Origin of the sequence: Pengzhenrongella sicca (genome assembly GCF_017569225.1) — a bacterium.
Classification (GTDB): Bacteria; Actinomycetota; Actinomycetes; order Actinomycetales; family Cellulomonadaceae; genus Pengzhenrongella; species Pengzhenrongella sicca.
In genome coordinates, this window is sequence record NZ_CP071868.1 from 1430358 (window position 1) to 1450162 (window position 19805).

16 protein-coding genes are annotated in these 19805 nt (G+C 74.4%); 9 read left to right on the forward strand and 7 right to left on the reverse strand.

The window, feature by feature from the left end; genetic code table 11:
- Positions 1-21: 21 nt before the first annotated feature.
- Positions 22-5085 carry an Lhr family helicase gene (locus J4E96_RS06505; protein ID WP_227424956.1) on the reverse strand — a complete coding sequence of 1688 codons (5064 nt, stop codon included), beginning with the start codon at positions 5083-5085 and terminating at the stop codon, positions 22-24.
- A gap of 59 nt (positions 5086-5144) precedes the next feature.
- Here J4E96_RS06505 and J4E96_RS06510 point away from each other — a divergent pair, with 59 nt between their 5' ends.
- The 8 genes from J4E96_RS06510 to rny all read left to right on the forward strand — a co-directional run bounded on the left by J4E96_RS06510 (position 5145) and on the right by rny (position 13493).
- Positions 5145-5378 (forward strand): DUF3046 domain-containing protein, encoded by a 234-nt coding sequence (locus J4E96_RS06510; protein ID WP_227424957.1) that lies wholly within the window; start codon positions 5145-5147, stop codon positions 5376-5378.
- A gap of 6 nt (positions 5379-5384) precedes the next feature.
- Complete coding sequence (locus J4E96_RS06515) at positions 5385-7454, forward strand: alkaline phosphatase family protein (protein WP_227424958.1); 2070 nt, start codon at positions 5385-5387, stop codon at positions 7452-7454.
- A complete protein-coding gene (locus tag J4E96_RS06520) occupies positions 7451-8293 on the forward strand; it encodes an MBL fold metallo-hydrolase (protein WP_319637753.1) in 843 nt (280 codons plus the stop codon). The genes J4E96_RS06515 and J4E96_RS06520 overlap by 4 nt, the downstream gene beginning before the upstream one ends.
- A 163-nt stretch (positions 8294-8456) precedes the next feature.
- Positions 8457-9077 (forward strand): TetR/AcrR family transcriptional regulator, encoded by a 621-nt coding sequence (locus J4E96_RS06525; RefSeq protein ID WP_227424959.1) that lies wholly within the window; start codon positions 8457-8459, stop codon positions 9075-9077.
- A gap of 71 nt (positions 9078-9148) precedes the next feature.
- Positions 9149-10042 carry an alpha/beta fold hydrolase gene (locus J4E96_RS06530; RefSeq protein ID WP_227424960.1) on the forward strand — a complete coding sequence of 298 codons (894 nt, stop codon included), beginning with the start codon at positions 9149-9151 and terminating at the stop codon, positions 10040-10042.
- Between the two features lie 208 nt (positions 10043-10250).
- Complete coding sequence (recA, locus tag J4E96_RS06535; RefSeq protein WP_227424961.1) at positions 10251-11291, forward strand: recombinase RecA; 1041 nt, start codon at positions 10251-10253, stop codon at positions 11289-11291.
- 14 nt (positions 11292-11305) lie between these two features.
- Positions 11306-11953, forward strand: coding sequence for a regulatory protein RecX (locus J4E96_RS06540; RefSeq protein ID WP_227424962.1), 648 nt, complete (start codon positions 11306-11308; stop codon positions 11951-11953).
- Positions 11865-13493: a ribonuclease Y gene (rny, locus tag J4E96_RS06545; protein ID WP_227424963.1), complete on the forward strand. Its 1629-nt coding sequence runs from the start codon at positions 11865-11867 to the stop codon at positions 13491-13493. The genes J4E96_RS06540 and rny overlap by 89 nt, the downstream gene beginning before the upstream one ends.
- Here the strand turns inward: rny and J4E96_RS06550 are convergent.
- The 4 genes from J4E96_RS06550 to J4E96_RS06565 all read right to left on the reverse strand — a co-directional run bounded on the left by J4E96_RS06550 (position 13490) and on the right by J4E96_RS06565 (position 16813).
- Positions 13490-14344 (reverse strand): amino acid ABC transporter permease, encoded by an 855-nt coding sequence (locus J4E96_RS06550; RefSeq protein WP_227424964.1) that lies wholly within the window; start codon positions 14342-14344, stop codon positions 13490-13492. The genes rny and J4E96_RS06550 overlap by 4 nt on opposite strands.
- Complete coding sequence (locus tag J4E96_RS06555; RefSeq protein ID WP_227424965.1) at positions 14341-14991, reverse strand: amino acid ABC transporter permease; 651 nt, start codon at positions 14989-14991, stop codon at positions 14341-14343. The genes J4E96_RS06550 and J4E96_RS06555 overlap by 4 nt, the downstream gene beginning before the upstream one ends.
- A 106-nt stretch (positions 14992-15097) precedes the next feature.
- Entirely contained in the window at positions 15098-15973 is an 876-nt protein-coding gene (locus J4E96_RS06560) for a glutamate ABC transporter substrate-binding protein (protein ID WP_227424966.1), read from the reverse strand.
- Positions 15974-16021: 48 nt separating this feature from the next.
- Entirely contained in the window at positions 16022-16813 is a 792-nt protein-coding gene (locus J4E96_RS06565; protein ID WP_319637754.1) for an amino acid ABC transporter ATP-binding protein, read from the reverse strand.
- A 98-nt stretch (positions 16814-16911) separates the two neighbouring features.
- Between J4E96_RS06565 and miaB the strand changes: the two genes are divergently transcribed.
- Positions 16912-18519: a tRNA (N6-isopentenyl adenosine(37)-C2)-methylthiotransferase MiaB gene (miaB, locus tag J4E96_RS06570; protein ID WP_227424967.1), complete on the forward strand. Its 1608-nt coding sequence runs from the start codon at positions 16912-16914 to the stop codon at positions 18517-18519.
- A gap of 115 nt (positions 18520-18634) precedes the next feature.
- On the opposite strand, the gene J4E96_RS06575 is transcribed toward miaB, so the two are convergent.
- A complete protein-coding gene (locus J4E96_RS06575; protein ID WP_319637755.1) occupies positions 18635-19135 on the reverse strand; it encodes a type III secretion system chaperone family protein in 501 nt (166 codons plus the stop codon).
- Positions 19132-19779, reverse strand: a complete 648-nt coding sequence (locus J4E96_RS06580; protein ID WP_227424968.1) for a type III secretion system chaperone family protein — start codon at positions 19777-19779, stop codon at positions 19132-19134. Before J4E96_RS06580 ends, J4E96_RS06575 begins: the two co-directional genes overlap by 4 nt.
- Positions 19780-19805: the final 26 nt, after the last annotated feature.

Below are 19805 nucleotides of genomic sequence, written 5' to 3' on the forward strand. Positions count from 1 at the left end.
GGCGCACCCCGGCCGCGCGGCTCACGCCTGCCCCCGCAGTCGCAGGCCCCGCGGCGTGGGCGCGAAACCCGCCTCCTCGAGGGCCCGCCCGAGCGCCGTGCGCGGACCGCCCGTGAGCAGCTCCGCGCCGTCGCCGCGCTGCAGCACCAGCCGGCCGAGCCGGCCGGCGCGCACGGTCTGCGCGAGGGCGTCCGCGGCCGCGGCGAGCGACGCGTCGTCGGCGGTGAACGACAGCAGCGTGCGGCCACCACGCTCGACGTACAGGACGAGCGCGCCAGCCACGAGCACCACGACCGCGCCGGCCTTGCGCCCCGGGCGATGCCGGGCGAGCTCGGTCTCGTCCGGCCCGGCAGCGGCGCCGGCCCGGCCCGGGGCGCCGGTGGCCGACGGCGCGGGCCACGCGAGCGCCCCGCCGTACGGGTTCGCGGGGTCGGTCGCCGCGAGCAGGACCGCCTCGGGCGCCGCCGAGGCGCCGCCGGCCGCGGTGCGCGCGCCGCCGCCCGGACGAGCGTCGAGCACATCGCCGTCGGCCAGGGAGTGCGCGTCCTTGGCGTCGGCCCGGACCTGGTCGACCGCGCCCGGCAACGCGAACTGCGACCCGCCGAGGTGCTCGACGAAGTACCCGCGGCGCACCTGGCCGGCCTGTTCGAGTGCCGCGAGCACCTTGTACACCGCGCCGAACTGGCCCGAGATGCCCTCGAGGGGCGCGATCGCGCGCGTGACGATGCCGTGCCGGTCGAGCAGCTGCGCCGCGAGGGCGTGCGCGCGCACGGTCGGGTCCAGCTCGCGCGCGGGCAGGAGCGACCACCGCCCCGCCGCTGCGGCGGAGGTGCCGCCGACGGGTTCGGCGGCCCCCCGCAGCCCCAGCCGCGAGCCGCGCAGCCCGCGCGCCCGGGGCGCGCGCGCCCGCACCCGATGGGCCGTGCCGCCGCCCGACCCGAGCCGCGCGCGCAGCGGCGTCAGCCCGTCGTTCGTCACCAGCCCGGCCCACACCAGGTCCCACAGGGCGGTCGTGAGCGCGGCCTGCGTCGGCGCGGCGCCCGCGGCCTGCGTCGGCGCGACCTCCGCCGCGAGCAGCGCCCCGACGCGCCCGGCGAGGCCGCCGAGGAAGAAGGCGCCCCCGCCGTCGAGCGCCGTGAGGATCGCGGCGTGCAGCGGGGTGTCGAGTGCGCCGCCTGCGGTCGGCTCGGGCGGCGCCAGCGTGAGGTCCGCGGTGGCGGCCGGGTGCAGGCTGACCATCCCGTCGCGGCCCGCGAGGCGGGTGTGCCCGGCCCACAGGACCTCCCCGGCGGCCGTGAGCTCGTCGAGCATCGCGGGCGAGTAGTCCGTGACGCGGGCCGGGAGCACGTGGGTCTCGAGCGCCGAGGCGGGCAGCGCCACCCCGGCGAGCTGCTCGACGGCGCGCGCGAGCCCCTCGACCCCGCGCAGCCGGCCGATGCCCTGCCACCGGGGGACGAACACGCCCAGCGCCTGCTGATCGACCGGCTCGACCTCGGCGCGCAGCGCGGCGAGCGAGCGCCGGCGCAGGGTGCGCAGCACCTCGGCGTCGCAGTACTCGTCGCCGGTCCCGCCCAGCGACTCGGGTCGCAGCCGCCCGGCGACGAGCACGCCCGCGCCGGCCAGGCGGCGCACGGTCTCGGCGGCGACGGCGATGCCGAGCCCGAACCGGGCGGCGACCTGGGCGGAGGTGAAGGGGCCGTGCGTCCGGGCGTGCCTGCGCACGAGGTCCCCGAGCGGGTCGGGCAGCACCTCGGTGAAGGCCTCGGGGACGCCGACGGGGAGCGCGACGCCGAGCGCGTCCCGCAGCCGGCCGGCGTCCTCGATCGCCGCCCACTGCTCGGTCCGGTCGGGCGCCCCCGCCGCGGCGTCGGCTGGAGTGGGGACCAGCCCCGCGATCCGGACGCGCAGGACGCGGCGGGACGCCTCGAGCTCCGCGAGCCAGCCGCCGACGTCGTCGCGCACCTCCGGGCGGGTGCGCGCCTGCGCGTCGGCCGTGGTGAGCGGGCCGTGGCGCCGGACGACGTCCGCGAGGTCCTCGAGATGGCGCGCCTGCCGCTCGGGGGCGAGCCCGGCGAGCTCGGCCTCCGTGCGCAGCACGGCAACGGGGTCCAGCAGGTCCGCGAGCTGGGACGCCCCACCCTGGCCGAGCAGCTCCGCGAGCAGCGTCGGGTCGAGCGTGAGCGCCGCGGCCCGCCGCTCGGCCAGCGGCGCGTCGCCGTCGTACAGGTACTGGGCGGTGTACCCGAACAGCAGCGACTGCGCGAACGGCGACGGGGAGGCCGTCGTGACCTCGACCAGTCGGACGCGGCGCGCCGCGACGGCGCGCATCAGCTCGGTCAGCGCGGCGACGTCGAAGTCGTCCTGGAGGCACTCACGAACGGCCTCGAGCAGGATCGGGAACTCCGGGTACTGCGCCGCGACGCTGAGCAGCTGCGCCGACCGCTGCCGCTGCTGCCACAGCGGCTGGCGGCGGTCGGGCCGCCGGCGCGGCAGCAGCAGGGCGCGCGCCGCCGCCTCGCGGAACCGGGCCCCGAACATCGTCGAGCCGCCCAGCTCGCCGCGCACGGCGGCCGCGACGTCGTCGGGGTCGATGATCAGGTCGTCGACGTCGACCGCCGGCCCCGCGTCGCCGCTCCACTCGCCGGCGTCGCCGCCCGCCAGCATGTCGGGCAGCCGCAGCACGATGCCGTCGTCGGCGGCCATCGCCGCGGCGTCGACGCCGTACCGCTCGCGCATCCGCGCGGCGATCACCAGCGCCCACGGCGCGTGTACCTTGGCGCCGAACGGCGAGTGCACCACGATGCGCCAGTCGCCGATCTCGTCGCGGAACCGCTCGATCACGATCGTGCGGTCGTCCGGCAGCTGCCCGGTGGAGGCGCGCTGCTCGTGGAGGTAGGTGAGTAGGTTGTCGGCGGCCCAGTCGTCCAGCCCCGCGCGCGCGACCTCGGCGCGCGCCGCGCCCGGGCTCGCCGCGCCCAGCTCGCGCACCCACGCCCCCATCGCGGCGCCGAGCTCCGCGGGCCGGCCGGGGGAGTCGCCCTTCCAGAACGGGAGCCGGCCGGGCACGCCGGGCGCTGGGGTGACCAGGACGCGGTCGAGCGTGATGTCCTCGATCCGCCAGCTGCTCGAGCCGAGCGTGAACGTGTCCCCGACCCGGGACTCGTAGACCATCTCCTCGTCGAGCTCGCCCACCCGCTTGCCGCCGCGCAGCCGCCCGCCCGTGCGCTCGGCGTCGGCGGGCACGTCGGGTCCGCCCGGCGAAGCCCCGGCGCCCGAGGCGAGGAAGACGCCGTACAGCCCGCGGTCGGGGATCGTGCCGCCGCTCGTGACGGCCAGCCGCAGGGCGCCGGGCCGGGCCGTGAGCACGTCCGTCGTGCGGTCCCACACGATCCGTGCCCGCAGCTCGCCGAACTCCTCGCTCGGGTACCGCCCGGCGAGCATGTCGAGCACGGCCCGGAGCGTCGCGTCGCCGAGCCCCGCGAACGGCGCCGCGCGCCGCACGACAGTCGCGAGCTCGGCCACCGTCCAGTCCTCGACGGCGACCATCGCCACGATCTGCTGCGCGAGCACGTCGAGCGGGTTCGTCAGCACGGTGAGCCGCTCGATCTCGCCGCGGCGCATGCGGCCCGCGATCACCGCGGCGGGCACGAGGTCGCCGCGGAACGTCGGGAACACGACGCCCCGCGAGACGGCACCGACCTGGTGCCCCGCGCGCCCGACGCGCTGCAGCCCGCTCGCGACGGACGGCGGCGCGCCGACCTGGACGACGAGGTCGATCGCGCCCATGTCGATGCCGAGCTCGAGCGACGACGTCGCGACGACGGCGGGCAGCCGCCCCGCCTTGAGCTCGGTCTCGGTCCGGGTGCGCTCGGCCCGGCTCATCGAGCCGTGGTGCGCCCGGGCGAGGATGCGGCTCGCGTCGGACGTGTCGACGCCGGCGGACGTGCCGGACTGCGCCGGTGCCGCCGCGGGCCAGGTCGAGCCCGGGTCGGGGACGTCGGCCCCGCTGCGCAGCGCCCAGACCTCGTTCATGCGCGCGGTGAGCCGTTCGGCGCCGCGGCGCGAGTTCGTGAACACGAGAGTCGAGCGGTGGTCCGCGACGAGGTCCACGACCCGCTCCTCGACGTGCGGCCAGATCGAGGGCCGCGACCGCGCCCCGGCGGCCTGACCCGTGAGGTCGGGCTCGCCGGGCGCGAGGGGCGCCAGTGTTGCGCCGGCGCTGGCCGGGCCGCCCGCAGCCGCGCTTCTTACGCCGCCGTCGCTCGCGGCAGCAGGCGTGGGCGCGGCGGCGAGGTCGGTCAGGTCCGGGACGGGCACCACGACGTCGACGACGATCTTCTTGGTCGCGGGCGGCTGGACCACGTGCACGGGCCGTCCGCCGTCGGCCGGCGTCCGCCCCCCGCCCAGGAAGCTGGCGGCCGCGTCGACCGGCCGGACGGTCGCGGACAGCCCGATGCGCTGCGCGGGGGCGGGCAGCAGCGCGTCGAGGCGTTCGAGCGACAGCATCAGGTGCGACCCGCGCTTGGTCCCCGCGACGGCGTGGATCTCGTCGAGGATGACGGTCTGCACCCCCGCCAGGCCGGCCCGGGCGGCCGACGTGAGCACCAGGTACAGCGACTCGGGCGTGGTGATGAGGATGTCCGGCGGCCTCGTCGCGAACGCGCGGCGCTCGGCGGGCGGCGTGTCGCCCGTGCGGATGCCCACCGTGACGTCTGCGGTCGAGACCCCGAGCCGTGTCGCGGCCTGCCGGATGCCGACGAGCGGCGAGCGCAGGTTCCGCTCGACGTCGGAGGCGAGCGCCTTGAGCGGCGACACGTACAGCACGCGGCAGCGGTCGGTTCCGGCGGCGCCCGATCCCGGCGCGAGCAGGCCGTCCAGCGCCCACAGGAATGCCGCGAGCGTCTTGCCCGAGCCGGTGGGCGCCACGACGAGCGCGTGCGCGCCGTCGCGCACGGCCGCCCACGCGCCGGCCTGCGCCGCCGTCGGGCCGGCGAAGGCCCCCGCGAACCAGGCGCGGGTCGCGGCGGAGAATCCCGCGAGCGGGTCCGCCGGGGCGGCGTTCGCTGCGGGCGGTGGTGAGGTCACCGCACCATTCTGTCCGCAGCCACCGACACGGCGCCCGCCGGCGTGGCAGGCTTCGCTCCATGCGACACCGTGAGTTCTGGGCCCTCGTCGACGAGGTCTTCGGCCGCGTGTACGGGCGCACGCTCGCCGGCGACCAGGTGATCGGCGCGCTCGAGAACCGGACCGCCGCGCAGGCGATCGAGGACGGCGTCGAGCCGCGGACCGTCTGGCACGCGCTGTGCGACGCCCTGGACGTGCCGCAGGAGAGGCGCTGGGGCGCCGACGCGCAGCGCCCGGCCCCGCCCCGGGGGTAGCCGGCGATGACCGCGACCGCGACCCGCGCGCCCTGGTGGGGGCCGACCCTGCGCGATCTCGGCGAGGGCGCCGTCGCCGTCGTGACGTCCGCCCTCGGGCTGGGGGTGGCGCTGCTGCTGCTCGACGACGCGGGGGCGCGGTCCTGGCTCGACGTGCTCGCGGTCGCCGTGCTGATGACGCTCGGGGACCGGCTCGTGCGCCCGCTCGTGCGCCTGGTCGCGGCGGCGCTCGGCGTGCTCGGCGCGCTGCTCGCCGGGCTCGCCGCCCAGGTCCTGGTGGCGTGGGCCGCCCTGACGGTCGTGCCGGGGATCACCGTGCGCAGCTGGGGTCAGGTCCTGCTGCTGCTGCTGATCGCCGCGGGGGCGATGACGGCCGGGCGCTGGCTCCTCGGCGCGAACGACGGCTCCTACGTGCTCGGGGACGTGCTGCGGCGGGCCCGCTCGCGCGCGCGCCACGGGGAGGTGCCCGGCCGCGGCGAGCCGGGCCTGCTCGTGGTGCAGCTCGACGGCGTCGCGCGCGCGGTGTTCGAGAACGCCGTCGAGGCGGGGCTCGTGCCGACGATGGCGCGCTGGCTCCAGTCCGGCACGCACCGGCTCGACGGCTGGTGGGCGCGCGTGCCGTCGACGACGCCCGCGAGCCAGGCCGCGCTGCTGCACGGCGCGAGCGCGCAGGTGCCGGCCTTCCGGTGGTGGGACAAGGACCTCGGCCGGCTCGTCGTGACGAACCGGCCCGCCGACGCCGCGCTCGTCGAGGCGCGGGTCAGCGACGGCGACGGGCTGCTCGCGCACGGCGGCGCCGCGATCTCGACGATGTTCACGGGCGATGCGCCGATCGCGCTGCTCGTCATGAGCCGGGCCCGGGGGCGGCGCGGCTTCGGCCCGGGCACCGCCTTCATCCGGTTCTTCGCGAGCCCGTACGTGCTCACCCGCACCCTGGGGCTGACCGCCGGCGAGATGGTCAAGGAGCTGTACCAGGGCCGTCGGCAGCGCGCGCGCGACGTGCAGCCACGGGTGCGCCGCCGCGGCGTGTTCGTGGCGCTGCGCGGGTTGAGCAACGTGCTGCTGCGCGACCTCAACACCGCCCTCGTCGCCGAGCAGCTGCTGCACGGCACGCCGACCGTCTTCGTCGACCTCGTCGACTACGACGAGATCGCCCACCACGCCGGACCGGTCCGGCCGGAGTCCCTGCGTGCGCTCGAGGGCCTCGACCGGGTGCTGGAGATCCTCGCGGAGGTGGCCGACCATGCGCCTCGCGCGTACCGCACCGTCGTGCTCTCCGACCACGGCCAGTCCCTGGGGGCGACCTTTGCCCAGGTCGAGGGCGAGGCGCTCGTCGACGTCGTGCGGGCGCTGATGCTCGACGTCGCCGCTGCTCCGGGCCCGGGGGTGACGGCTGGGGTGACGGCGACGGCGGCGGCGGCCCGCGCCGACGCGGGCGAGGAGTGGGGCCCGCTGTACTCCCTGCTCGGCTCCACCGGCGCGGTGCGGCTGACCGAGGCCGAGCCCGACCGGGGCGAGCACCCCGAGGTCGCGGTCATCGCGTCGGGCAATCTCGGGCTCGTGTGGTTTCCGCGGCTGCCGGGGACGGTCACGCTCGAGGAGGTCCTGGTTCGCTGGCCCCGGCTCGTGCCCGGGCTGCTCGCGCGGGCCGGCGTCGGGGTCGTCGTCGCGCACACCCGGGACCGCGGCCCGATCGCGCTCGGTGTGCACGGCGCCCGGCTGCTGGCCGACGACGCGCCGGTGCCGGCGGCGGAGGACGGCGACGACCCGCTCGCCCCGTACGGTCCGCGCGCTCGCCCGGACCTGCTGCGCGCGGCTGGCCTCGCGCACGCGGGTGACCTGCTACTCGTCTCGTCGGTGGACGAGCGCGGCTCGGTGCACGCCTTCGAGGAGCTGGTCGGCTCGCACGGCGGGCTCGGGGGCGCGCAGAACGACGCCCTGCTGCTGTACCCGGCGGACTGGGCGATCGACCCGACCCTGCGCCAGGACGTTGCGGGCTCACCGACGCTGGTCGGGGGCGAGGGGGTGCACGCCCAGCTCGTGCAGTGGCAGCGCACCCTCGGCCTGCGCCCGTGACGGGCGCGGGGTGCCCGGCGACCGGCGTCGGCGGGCCGACGACGTCGTGGGGCCCGACCGCGCGGCTGAGCGTGACCTGGCTCGGCCACTCGAGCGCGGTCCTCGACCTCGACGGTGCGCGCCTGGTCACCGATCCGCTGCTGGGCGTGAACGCGGGGCTGCTGCGCCGGCGCGGCGCCCGGCCGGACGAGGCGCTGTGGCGCGACCCGGACGCCGTCCTCCTGTCGCACCTGCACCACGATCACGCCGAGCTGAGCTCGCTGCGGCTGCTGCGGCCCGCGCCCATCCTCACCGCGACGTCGAGCGCGCACTGGCTGAGCGGGCGGGGACTGAGCGGGGTCGGCCTGCGCGACGGCGAGTGGGAGCCGGTCGGGACGGGCGGCGTCCGTGTCCGGCTCAGCCCGGCGGTGCACGGCCACCGGCCGATGCCGCACCGCCCCAACGCCGCGCACGGCCACCTCGTGCGCGGGCCGTCGGGCTGTATCTGGGTCGCGGGGGACACCTCGCTGTACCCGGCGATGCGGGACCTGCCCGAGCTCGCGGGGGCGCCGATCGACGTCGCGCTCGTGCCGGTGCACGGCTGGGGGCCGCGCCTGTCGGGCGGCCACCTCGGGCCCGTGGACGCCGCGCGGGCCTGCGCGATCGTGCGGGCCCGGGTCGCGATCCCCGTGCACTGGGGCACGCTGCACGCGCCGGCGTCGCGTCGCCTGCCGCCCGGCTGGATGGACCACGCGGGCGACGCATTCGCGGCGGCGCTCGCGCGCGAGGCCCCGGGCTGCCGCGCGGTCGTGCTGGGCCTGGGCGAGCGCTGGACCGCCGCGCCGGCCGCGGCCGCGTGAGACGTCCCCCTCGCCGCGTAAGACGTCCCCCTCGCCGAGTGAGACGTCCCCTCGCCGAGTGAGACGTCTTGGCGGTCGCCGGGCCGGCGGGACCGCCGGTTTGTCGCACTCGGCGTTGGGTGGAGGGGCTGCCTAGAACGAACGATCGTGCTATTTTGAGTGGGTGACCAAGGGGAGCGTGACGCGCGACGCGATCCTCGCGACGGCCGTCGACCGCGCCTACCGCGTCGGGCTCGGCGGCCTGACGATCGGCGACCTTGCCGTGAGTCTCGAGATGAGCAAGAGCGGCCTGTACGCGCACTTCGGGTCCAAGGAATCGCTCCAGCTCGCCGTGCTGGACCGGGCCCGCCTCGAGTTCACCGAGTCGGTCATCCGCCCCGCGCTTGCGGCCCCGCGGGGCGAGGCCCGCGTGCGCGAGCTGTTCGAGCGATGGCTGCGCTGCGGCCTCGAGCGCGCGCCGGGCGGCTGCCTGTTCGTCAAGGCCAGCATGGAGCTCGACGAGCAGGTTGGGCCCGTGCGCGACCAGCTCGCGCGCGACCACCGCGACCTGTACGCCACGATCGCGCGCGTGTTTGGCACCGGGATCGCGGCCGGGCAGTTCCGCGCCGACGCCGACCCCGACCAGTTCGCGGTCGAGCTCGACGGCGTGATGCTCGCCTTCTACCACTGGCACCGGCTGCTCGACGACGAGCTCGCGCCCGTCCGCGCGCGCCGCGCGTTCGAGGGGCTGCTCGACGCCGCCCGCATCCGATCTGCCCTGAGCGACCTGACCTGCCCGACCTGACCTGACCTGACCGATCTGACCTGACCGACCTGACGTGACCCGACCTGACCGATCGACCCGCTGGGGAGCCCATGCCTGAGACCTCGTCACCCGTGCGGCCGCCCGCGTCCCCGGACCGGCGCGCCCGGCTACGGGCGGCGCCCGTCCGGCTGGCCTTCGGGCTGCTCGACCGCGTCGCCCCGCCGCTCGCCGCCCGTTGGGCGCTCGACATCTGGTGCACGCTGCCGAACAACTCGGGCCGGCGCCGCGACGAGCGTCCGGCGGGCGGGGTCGTGACCGAGCTCGCCGGGCCCGGCCGGACGCGGCTCGCCATCGAGACCTGGGGGAGCGGGCCGCCGGTGTACCTCGTGCACGGCTGGGGCGGCTGGCGGGGCCAGCTCGGTGCCTTCGTCGAGCCACTCGTGGCGGCCGGCCACCGGGTGATCGGGTTCGACGCGCCGGGCCACGGCGACTCGGCGCCCGGCGTGCTGGGCTCGCGCCGCGGCAACGCGGCCGAGTTCGCCCGGGCGCTGTCCGACGTCGTCGACGCGCACGGGCCGGCGGCCGGCGTCATCGCGCACTCGCTCGGCAGCGCGACGGCGGCGCTCGCGGTGCACGACGGCGCGCCGGTGGCCCGACTCGCCGTCATCGCGCCGAGCCCCGACTTCATCCGGATGACGCAGGCCCTGCCGGTGCACCTCGGGTACGGCGCGCAGACGCACCAGCGCTTCCTCGCGCAGCTCGCGGCGCTCGCGGAGCGCCCGCTCGCGGACTTCGACATGACCACGCTCGACGTGGGCGCGACGCCGGCGCTGATCGTGCACGACCGCCTCGACAAGGAGGTGCCGTACGCCGACAGCGCGCGCCTGGCCGACGCCTGGCCGCGCGCCGAGTTCGTCACGACCGAGGGCCTGGGCCATCAGCGCATCCTGCAGGATCCCGCGGTCGTCGAGCGGGTGTGCCGCTTCGTGGCCGCCGCGGCCTGAGCGCAATTCTCTCGGCGCGTCGGATGCGGGTGATCGAACAGATGTTCGGGTAGGGTTCTGCACAGGCGAAGACGGCGACGGTCCCTCCACAGCACGCGGAGGCTCCATCGCTGGATGTCGGTGGTCGGGCATAGCGTCGCTTGCAGCAACAGACCAGCCCCAGTCCCGCGCAGCTCCGGCTGCCACCCCCAACACCCCGAGGTGTGAAATGGCCGCTCCCCAGGACCGCGAGAAGGCCCTCGAGGCCGCGCTCAGCCAGATCGATCGGCAGTTCGGCAAAGGCTCGATCATGCGCCTCGGCGACGAGGGCCGCGTGCCCGTCGAGGTCATCCCGACCGGCTCGATCGCGCTCGACATCGCGCTCGGCATCGGTGGCCTGCCGCGCGGGCGGGTCGTCGAGATCTACGGCCCGGAGTCCAGCGGCAAGACGACGCTCGCGCTGCACGCGGTCGCGAACGCGCAGCGCGCCGGCGGCATCGCCGCGTTCATCGACGCGGAGCACGCGCTCGACCCCGAGTGGGCCGCGAAGCTCGGCGTCGACACGGACGCGCTGCTGGTCTCGCAGCCGGACACCGGCGAGCAGGCGCTGGAGATCATGGACATGCTGATCCGCTCCGGCGCGATCGACATCGTCGTCATCGACTCGGTCGCGGCGCTCGTGCCGAAGGCCGAGATCGAGGGCGAGATGGGTGACAGCCACGTCGGCCTGCAGGCCCGGCTGATGAGCCAGGCGCTGCGCAAGATCACCGGCGCGCTGAGCGCGTCGGGCACGACGGCCATCTTCATCAACCAGCTGCGCGAGAAGATCGGCGTGTTCTTCGGCTCGCCCGAGACGACCACCGGCGGCAAGGCGCTCAAGTTCTACGCGTCGGTCCGTCTGGATATCCGCCGGATCGAGACCCTCAAGGAGGGCACCGACGCGGTCGGGAACCGGACCCGCGTCAAGGTCGTCAAGAACAAGATGGCGCCGCCGTTCAAGCAGGCCGAGTTCGACATCCTGTACGGCGTCGGCATCTCGCGCGAGGGCGGCCTGATCGACATGGGCGTGGAGCACGGCTTCGTGCGCAAGTCCGGCTCGTGGTTCACCTACGAGGGCGACCAGCTGGGCCAGGGCAAGGAGAACGCGCGCGGGTTCCTGCGGGACAACCCGGACCTCGCCGCCGAGCTCGAGAAGAAGATCAAGGAGAAGCTCGGCGTCGGGGCGACGCTCGACAAGCCTGCGGATGCCGGTCCGGCGGTCGACTTCTGAGCGGGCGCCGCCCGATGCGCGACCAGGACGAGCCCGACTCCGACCAGGGTGCGGAGCCCGACCAGGGCGCGGAGCGCGACCAGGCCGCGGTGGCCCGCGACCAGGCCGCGGTGGCCCGCGACCAGGCCGGGGTGGCGCGCGCCATCGGGCTCCGGCTGCTCACGGGGGCGCCACGGAGCCGCGCCGAGCTCGCTGCGGCGATGGCGCGCAAGGACGTCCCCGAGGAGGTCGCGGACGCGGTCCTGGACCGGTTCACCGAGGTCGGGCTGGTCGACGACGCGGAGTACGCGCAGATGCTCGTCCGGTCCCGGCACGCCGACCGCGGGCTCGCCCGGCGTGCGCTGAGCGTCGAGTTGCGCCGCAAGGGCATCGGCGAGGAGTTCGCAGCCGCGGCGCTCGCGACGATCGACGCCGACGATGAGGAGGCGACTGCTCGGGACCTGGCTCGCCGCCGGTTGCGCGGGATGGGTGGCCTCGCGCCCGACGTCCAGCTCCGTCGGGTGGTCGCGACGCTTGGCCGAAAGGGCTATCCGATGGGCCTCGCGGTACGGATCGTCCGCGAGGTGATGGACGATGAGCACAGCGCCGGTGACGTCGACCGGCAAGCGGGCCCAGCGCGCGCGCCGCACCCTGACGACGAGTGGACTCTCGACGGCAGCTGAGGTCGCCGCGGTCTGGGCGCACATCGTCGAGGGAGTTCGCATGGACCTGAACCAGATCGCGCTGATCGTGGGGCTGCTGGGCGCGTGCCTCGTGGCGCTGCTGCTCGTCCTGCTCGCGCGCCGGGAGGCGGGTGAGCTGCGGCAGCGCGCCACGGCCGACGTCACCGGCATCCGCGAGGACGCACGGGCCGCGGCGGCCGAGGTCGGTCGCCGCGAGGAGCAGCTCACGGTCCGCGAGCAAGCGTTCGCCCAGGACCGGGCGAGCGCGGCCGAGCTGGCCCTGACGCTGCGCGATCGCGCGCTCGCGCTCGCGCAGTCCGAGCAGGAGATCGCCGCGCAGCGTGCCGCCGCGCACGAAGCCGCCGCCGCCGAGCGCAGCGCCGCGCACGCGGCCGCGGTCGCCGAGCTCGAGAGCGTCGCCGGGCTGAGCGCCGCCGACGCGCGTGCGGAGCTCGAGCGCCGGGTCGTCGACCAGGCCACGCGGGACGCCGAAGCTGCCGTTAGGCGGGTCGAGGCGAAGGCGCGCCGCACCGCCGAGGATCGCGCGCGCGCGATCGTGGCGACCGCCGTCCAGCGCATCGCGGTGCCCACGAGCTCCCAGGCCGTCGTCGTGGTCGTGCCCCTGCCGTCCGAGGAGATGAAGGGCCGGATCATCGGCAAGGAGGGGCGCAACATCCGCACGTTCGAGGCGCTCACCGGCGTCAACGTGCTGATCGACGACACGCCGGACTCGGTGATGCTGTCCTGCTTCGACGCCGAGCGGCGCGAGGTCGCGCAGGTGGCGCTCGAGTCCCTGATCTCCGACGGGCGCATCCACCCGCAGCGCATCGAGTCCGCGTACGCCGAGGCGCTCGCCGGTGCCCCCGAGCGCGCGATCGCCGCCGGGCACGAGGCGGCCGAGCAGGCCGGCGTCGGCGCGCTGCACCCCGACCTGGTGCGCACGATGGGTCAGCTCCGGCTGCGCACGTCCTACGGCCAGAACGTGTTGGCGCACCTCGTGGAGAGCGCGCAGATCGCCGCCCGCATCGCCGCCGAGCTGGGCGCCGACGTCGACCTGGCGCGCCGCGCCGCGTTCTTGCACGACGTCGGCAAGGCGCTCACGGCCGAGACGCCCGGCACGCACGCGCTGCTCGGGGCCGAGCTCGCGCGCCGGTGCGGCGAGGACCCCACGGTCGTCAACGCGATCGCCGCCCACCACGACGAGGTGCCGCCCGAGACGGTCGAGGCCGTGCTCGTGCAGGCCTCCGACGCCTGCTCGGCCGCGCGCCCGGGCGCCCGGCGGGAGGAGCTCGACCAGTACGTCGAGCGGATGGACAAGATCGAGCAGCTCGTGGCCGAGCACGCCGGCGTGCGGCGCGTCCTCGCGATGGCCGCGGGCCGGGAGGTCCGCGTGATCGTCGAGCCGGAGACCGTGGACGACACGGCGTTGCCCGGCCTCGCGGTCGCGATCGCCAAGCACATCGAGGCCGACCTGAGCTACCCCGGCGAGATCAAGGTGACCGTGATCCGTGAGATCCGGGCGAGCGCGACCGCGGGCTAGATCGAGCCCGGCATGGTCACGGCCACAGGCACGACCGGCGCCGCGGTGCGCGTCGTGCGGCGCTGGATCCACACGGCGAGGCGCGAGAGCGCGATGTTCACGATCAGGTAGATGCTGGCGCCGATGACGAAGAGCGCGATGAAATACTCGTTGCCGAAGAACTGCGCGTTGTTCTGGATCGACTTGAGCAGTTCGGCGTAGCCGACGATGAAGCCCAGGGACGAGTCCTTGAGCAGCACCACGAGCTGGCTGATGAGGCTCGGGAGCATGGTGCGGACGGCCTGCGGCAGCAGGATCGACAGCAGCGTCTGCGTGCGCGTCAGGCCGACCGCGTAGGCGGCCTCCGCCTGGCCCTTCGGCAGCGACGCGAGCCCTGCGCGCAGGATCTCCGAGATGATCGCCATGTTGTAGACCGTCAGGCCGAACACGACCGCGTTGAACGCGTCCCACCCGAACCCGAGCAGCGCGAAGAACATCATCAGCAGCACGGGCAACCCGCGGAAGAGCTCGATGACGACGACGGCGGGCAGGCGGATCCAGCGGCGCTGGGCCGTCCGCCACAGAGCCAGGATTAGACCAAGGACGAGAGCCAGGGGAGCGGCGAGGGCAGCTGCCCGCAGCGTCGCGCCGAGGCCCCGTACGACCATGGAGGTCCACACGTCTTCGGCCGTCTGATTCTTGGGCGGGTCGTACAGCACGTCCCAGCGGTCGGCCTCGAAGACTCCGCGGCCGGCCGCGTACCACAGGGCGAGGCCGACGAGGGCGAGCACGACGAGCCCACCGAGGATCGAGCCGATGCGCTCGCGCCGCCGCGTCAGCGGGCCCGGAGCGTCGTACAGGACGGAGCTCATCGCGCGAACGCCACCTTTCGTTCGATGACCCCGGCGGAGATGCCGGCCGGGATGGTGATGAGCAGGTAGAAGCACGCCACGCCGATCAGGACCGGGATGATCTCGGCGGGGTTCTGCGTGCCGAGGCGCCGACCGGCCGCCATGAGCTCGACCGTGGCGAATCCGGAGGCGACCGAGGTGTTCTTGGCGAGCGCGATGAAGACGTTGATCAGCGGGGGGATCACGGTGCGTACCGCCTGCGGGAGGATCACCATCGAGAGGGTCTGCCCGAAGGTCAGCCCGATCGCGCGCGCTGCCTCGGCCTGGCCGAGGCCGACGCTGTTGATCCCCGAGCGCACGGCCTCGCAGACGAACGCCGACGTATACGCCGACAGGGCGATGACGGCGGTCCAGAACCCCAGCGGAGCCAGCAGGCCGAACTGCGGGGCGACAAAGACGAGGAAGAAGAACACCAACGTCAGCGGTGTGTTACGGAGCAGTTCGACGTAGACGGTCGAGAACGCCCGCAGCGGCGTAATCGGCGAGACCCTCAGAGCGGCCAGCACGAGGCCCCAGATCAGCGCGATGACCCCGGAGACGACGGTCAGTCGCAGCGTCATCGAGAAGCCGGCGAGGTACGCCGGAAAGTTGTCGACGATCACGTCCATCGAGATGAGCCTCCGTGAGTTGCGGTTCTACCGGGGTGCGAGGTGGTCGCGCCCCGCGAGGAGGCGGGCGGGCGCTTGGCGCCCGCCCGCCTCCCTCAAGCTGGGCTTAGTACCGGTCGACGGCCGGGGGCTCCGGCGTCGGCAGCACGGAGCCGGCGGTGGACTCCCAGGCTGCGGTCCACGACCCGTCCTCGAAGCTCGCCTCGAGGGTGTCGTTGATCCAGTCGCGGAACGCGACGTCGTCCTTGGCCACCCCGATGCCGTACGGCTCCTCGGTGAAGGGCTCGCCCCGCACCTCGAGGTCGTCGTTGTCCGCCGCGAAGCCCGCGAGGATGACGTTGTCGGTGCTCACGGCGTCGACCTGGCCGTTGCGCAGCGGCTCGAGGCACTCGGAGTACGTGCCGAACGGCACGACCTCGGCGTCGGGGTAGTTGGCCAGCAGGTTGGCCTCGGGGGTCGAGCCCGACACGGTGCAGACCTTCTTGCCCGCGAGGTCGTCCGGCCCCTCGATGTCCGTGTTGTCGGCGAGCGTCAGGATCGACTGGCCCGCGAGGTAGTACGGGCCGGCGAAGGCCACGATCTCCTTGCGGGCGTCGTTGATCGTGTAGGTGGCCGCGACGATGTCGACCTGGCCCGACGTGATGAAGGTCTCGCGGTTGGCGGACACCGTCTCGGTCCAGGTGATGCCGTCCTCGTCGATGCCGAGCGCGCCGGCGATGATCTTGGCGATCTCGACGTCGAAGCCCTGCGGGACGCCGTCGGGCCCGACGAGCCCGAAGAGAGGCTGGTCGAACTTCGTGCCGACGGTGATCTCGCCGGCCTCGGCGAGCGTGGCCATCGTGGAGCCCTCGGGGAACTCCGCGACCTCGCTCGAGTCGGCAACGTCGGGCTCGGCCGCGTCGTCGTCCGCGCTACTGCAAGCGGTGAGGGTCAGCGCCGAGACGGCGAGCAGGGCAACGAGCCCGGTGGGTCGGATGCGCATCGTGTCTCCTTCGTGTGTGGTGACGTTCGGACGGAAGCGGGTGGAGGTCTAGTGGGTGAGGATCTTCGAGAGGAAGTCCTTGGCGCGGTCGGACGCAGGCGCCGTGAAGAACGTCTCGGGAGCGGCCTCCTCGACGATCTGCCCGCCGTCCATGAACACGACGCGGTGCCCGGCCTTGCGTGCGAAACCCATCTCATGGGTCACGACCACCATGGTCATGCCGTCCCGGGCGAGCGAGACCATGACGTCGAGGACCTCGTTGATCATCTCGGGGTCGAGCGCCGAGGTCGGCTCGTCGAACAGCATGACCTTGGGCTGCATCGCCAGGGCCCGGGCGATCGCGACGCGCTGCTGCTGGCCTCCGGAGAGCTGGGCGGGGAGCTTGGCCGCCTGGTTCGCGACGCCCACCCGCTCGAGCAGACCCATCGCGGTCTCCTCGGCGTCCTTGCGCTTGACGCCCTTGGCCTTGATCGGTCCGAGCGTGATGTTCTGCAGCACGGTCTTGTGCGCGAACAGGTTGAACGACTGGAAGACCATGCCGACGTCGGCTCGCAGCTGCGCGAGCGCCTTGCCCTCGGCCGGCAGCGGGACGCCGTCGATCGTGATCGACCCCGTGTCGATGGTCTCGAGGCGGTTGATCGCGCGGCAGAGCGTGGACTTGCCCGATCCCGACGGCCCGATGACGACGACGACCTCGCCCTTGTGCACGGTCAGGTCGATGTCCTGGAGCACGTGCAGCGCCCCGAAGTGCTTGTTCACCTTCGACAGCACGACCAGCGGTTCGCCTATCTCGGCCCGGCCCGGCGAGGGCGTCGCGGGCTCTACGGTGTCTTGTGCCATTGCATGAACCTAGGGCCGGATTGTTTCCTTGGCTACTTCGTTCGGTCACGAGTTGGCAACGTGCCGGAAATGTAGGGCCGGGCCGTAGGCTATTCAGGATGTCCGCGACCACCGCCCCCGAGAGCCTGCGCACGTACGTCGTGCGGACCCTCGGCTGCCAGATGAACGTGCACGACTCCGAGCACATGGCCGGGATGCTCGAGGCGGCCGGGTACGTCCGTGCGCCGCTCGGGGCCGACGGCGCGCCCGCTGCGGTGGCCGACGTCGTCGTCATCAACACCTGCGCCGTCCGCGAGAACGCGGCCGGCAAGCTCTACGGCAACCTCGGCCAGCTCGCGAGCATCAAGCGGGAGTGGCCCGGCATGCAGATCGCCGTCGGCGGCTGCCTCGCGCAGAAGGACCGCGCGGGCATCGTCGAGCGCGCGCCCTGGGTCGACGTCGTCTTCGGCACCCACAACCTCGACGCGCTGCCCGTGCTGCTTGAGCGCGCCCGGCACAACGAGCGCGCCGAGGTCGAGATCGCGGAGTCGCTGCAGGTCTTCCCCTCGACCCTGCCGACGCGGCGCGAGTCCGTCTTCGCGGGCTGGGTGTCGATCAGCGTGGGCTGCAACAACACCTGCACCTTCTGCATCGTGCCGCACCTGCGCGGGAAGGAGCGCGACCGGCGGCCCGGCGAGATCCTCGCGGAGGTGCAGGCGCTCGTCGACCAGGGCGCGATCGAGGTGACCCTGCTCGGCCAGAACGTCAACAGCTACGGCGTCGAGTTCGGCGACCGCGGCGCGTTCGCGAAGCTCCTGCGCGCCTGCGGGACCGTGCCGGGCCTGGAGCGGCTCCGCTTCACCAGCCCGCACCCCGCCGCCTTTACGGACGACGTGATCGCCGCGATGGCGCAGACGCCCGTCGTGATGCCGCAGCTGCACATGCCGCTGCAGTCCGGGTCCGACCGCGTGCTGCGCGCGATGCGCCGGTCGTACCGGGCGGAGAAGTTCCTCGGCATCCTCGACCGGGTCCGCCTCGCGATGCCGGCCGCCGCGATCACGACCGACATCATCGTCGGCTTCCCGGGGGAGACCGAGGACGACTTCGCGCAGACGCTTCGCGTGGTCGAGTCCGCGCGGTTCGTCTCGGCATACACGTTCCAGTACTCCCCGCGCCCCGGGACCCCCGCGGCGACGCTGCCCGACCAGGTCCCGAAGGAGGTCGTGCAGGAGCGGTACGTCCGGCTCGCGGCCCTGCAGGAGCGCATCTCGCTCGAGGAGAACCGCGCGCAGGTGGGCCGCACGGTCGAGGTCCTGATCGCCGAGGAGTCCGGACGCAAGGACGGCGCGTCGCACCGGGTCTCGGGCCGCGCCGCCGACAACCGCCTGGTCCACCTCGCGCTGCCGCCGGACCTCCTCGCGCCGCGCGGGGACCTGCCCGCCGCCGACGCCGCGGACCCCCGCCTCGCCGACGTGCCCGACCCGCGCCTGCCGCGCCCGGGCGACCTCGTGACGGTGGCCGTGACGCATGCCGCGCCGCACCACCTGGTGGCCGACTCGGCGACGACCGGCGGCGCGTACGCCGTCCGCCGCACGCGTGCGGGCGACGCGTGGGCGACGCGCGAGCGGACCAGGGCGGGCTTGACCCCCGACGAGCACACCCACGCCGCGCCCCCGGCGGCAGGCGCGCCGATAGCGCTAGGCCTCCCGACCCTCCGCCCCCGCTAACCATCCCCGCGACCCCGCCCCGCCCCGCCTCGCCCCGCCCCGCCCCGACCAGGTTCTCAGGGGAATGTGCGCGTAATTCGCACAGCTTCCCCTGAAAACCGGGCTGGGTGGGGCGTTAGGGCTCTGGGAGGAGGGTGTCTAGGGCCGTGAAGGTTTGGACGCCGGTGCCCAGGCCGCACGCCAGGAGCTGAGCGAGCTGCGTGTCCGTCACGCCGTTCTCGAGGTCGATCGAGACCTCGCTGTACAGGGCGAGCACGCCGTCCTCCTCGCGCAGGTAGACCTTTGGCCAGATGCGTTCGCGATTCCAGTCGTTGACCGCGAGCAGCATCGCCGGGCGCTGCGCCGTCGGCAGCGTGCGATGCCAGCGGCCGCGGACCTGCACGATCTCGCTGTGCTCGCCGAGCAGCAGGAACCAGAACCGGCTGCCGTCCCACGTGCCGCTGAGGTCGCCGTCGTCGTCGATCAGGTAGCGGTAGCCGCGCCGCGTCAGGTACGCCGCGAGGCGGTCCCGGGTCAGCGGGCTCACGCGCTCGGGCGGCCGGGAGGCGGACATCGGCTTGGGTCGCGCGTTGCCGAACACGCGGGAGATCCAGCCGGTCAGGGCCTCGGGCTTCACGGCGCGACCGTCGCCGGGTCGGGGTAGAGCTCGTCGATCGTGTCGAACAGCATGTTCCCGGTGCTGAGCCCGCAGTGCAGCAGCTGGCTGAGCTGGGCGTCGGTCACGCCGTGCTCGAGGTCGGTCGCGACCTCGGAGATCACGTGCACCATGCCGTTGTCCCGGACCCGCACGTAGGCCTTGGGCCAGATGCGGTCGGCGTTCCACTCGTTGCAGGCCTCGAGGACCTCGCTGAGGCGTTCGATCGCGACCTCCCGGTTCCACTGGCCCCGGATCTGGAGGATCTCGCCGTCGTCCCCGAAGAGGAAGAAGTAGAACAGGCGACCGCGCCACAGCCCGCCGAGGTCACCGTCACTGTCGAGGAAGTAGCTGAACTGGTTGGCCTCGAACCACTCGACGATCCGCGCGACCGAGAGCGGGGTCGGCACGCCGGCGCTGCCGGGTGCGGCGACCAGGGTGGCACCGAGCTCGCGGGCCAGGAGGTCCTCGACCTCCGACTGAAGCTCGTCATCGGGCGGCCCGTTCCGGCCCGGATCGGGCTGGACCCGGCCGCGGTGGGGCTGCCGGCCCCCCGCCGACTCGTTGGCCGAGCCCGTGTTTCGGCCGCGCCATCCGCCCCCGCGATTTCCCCGGAAGAAGCCCATGCAGGCACCCTACCCGGGGGCCGCCG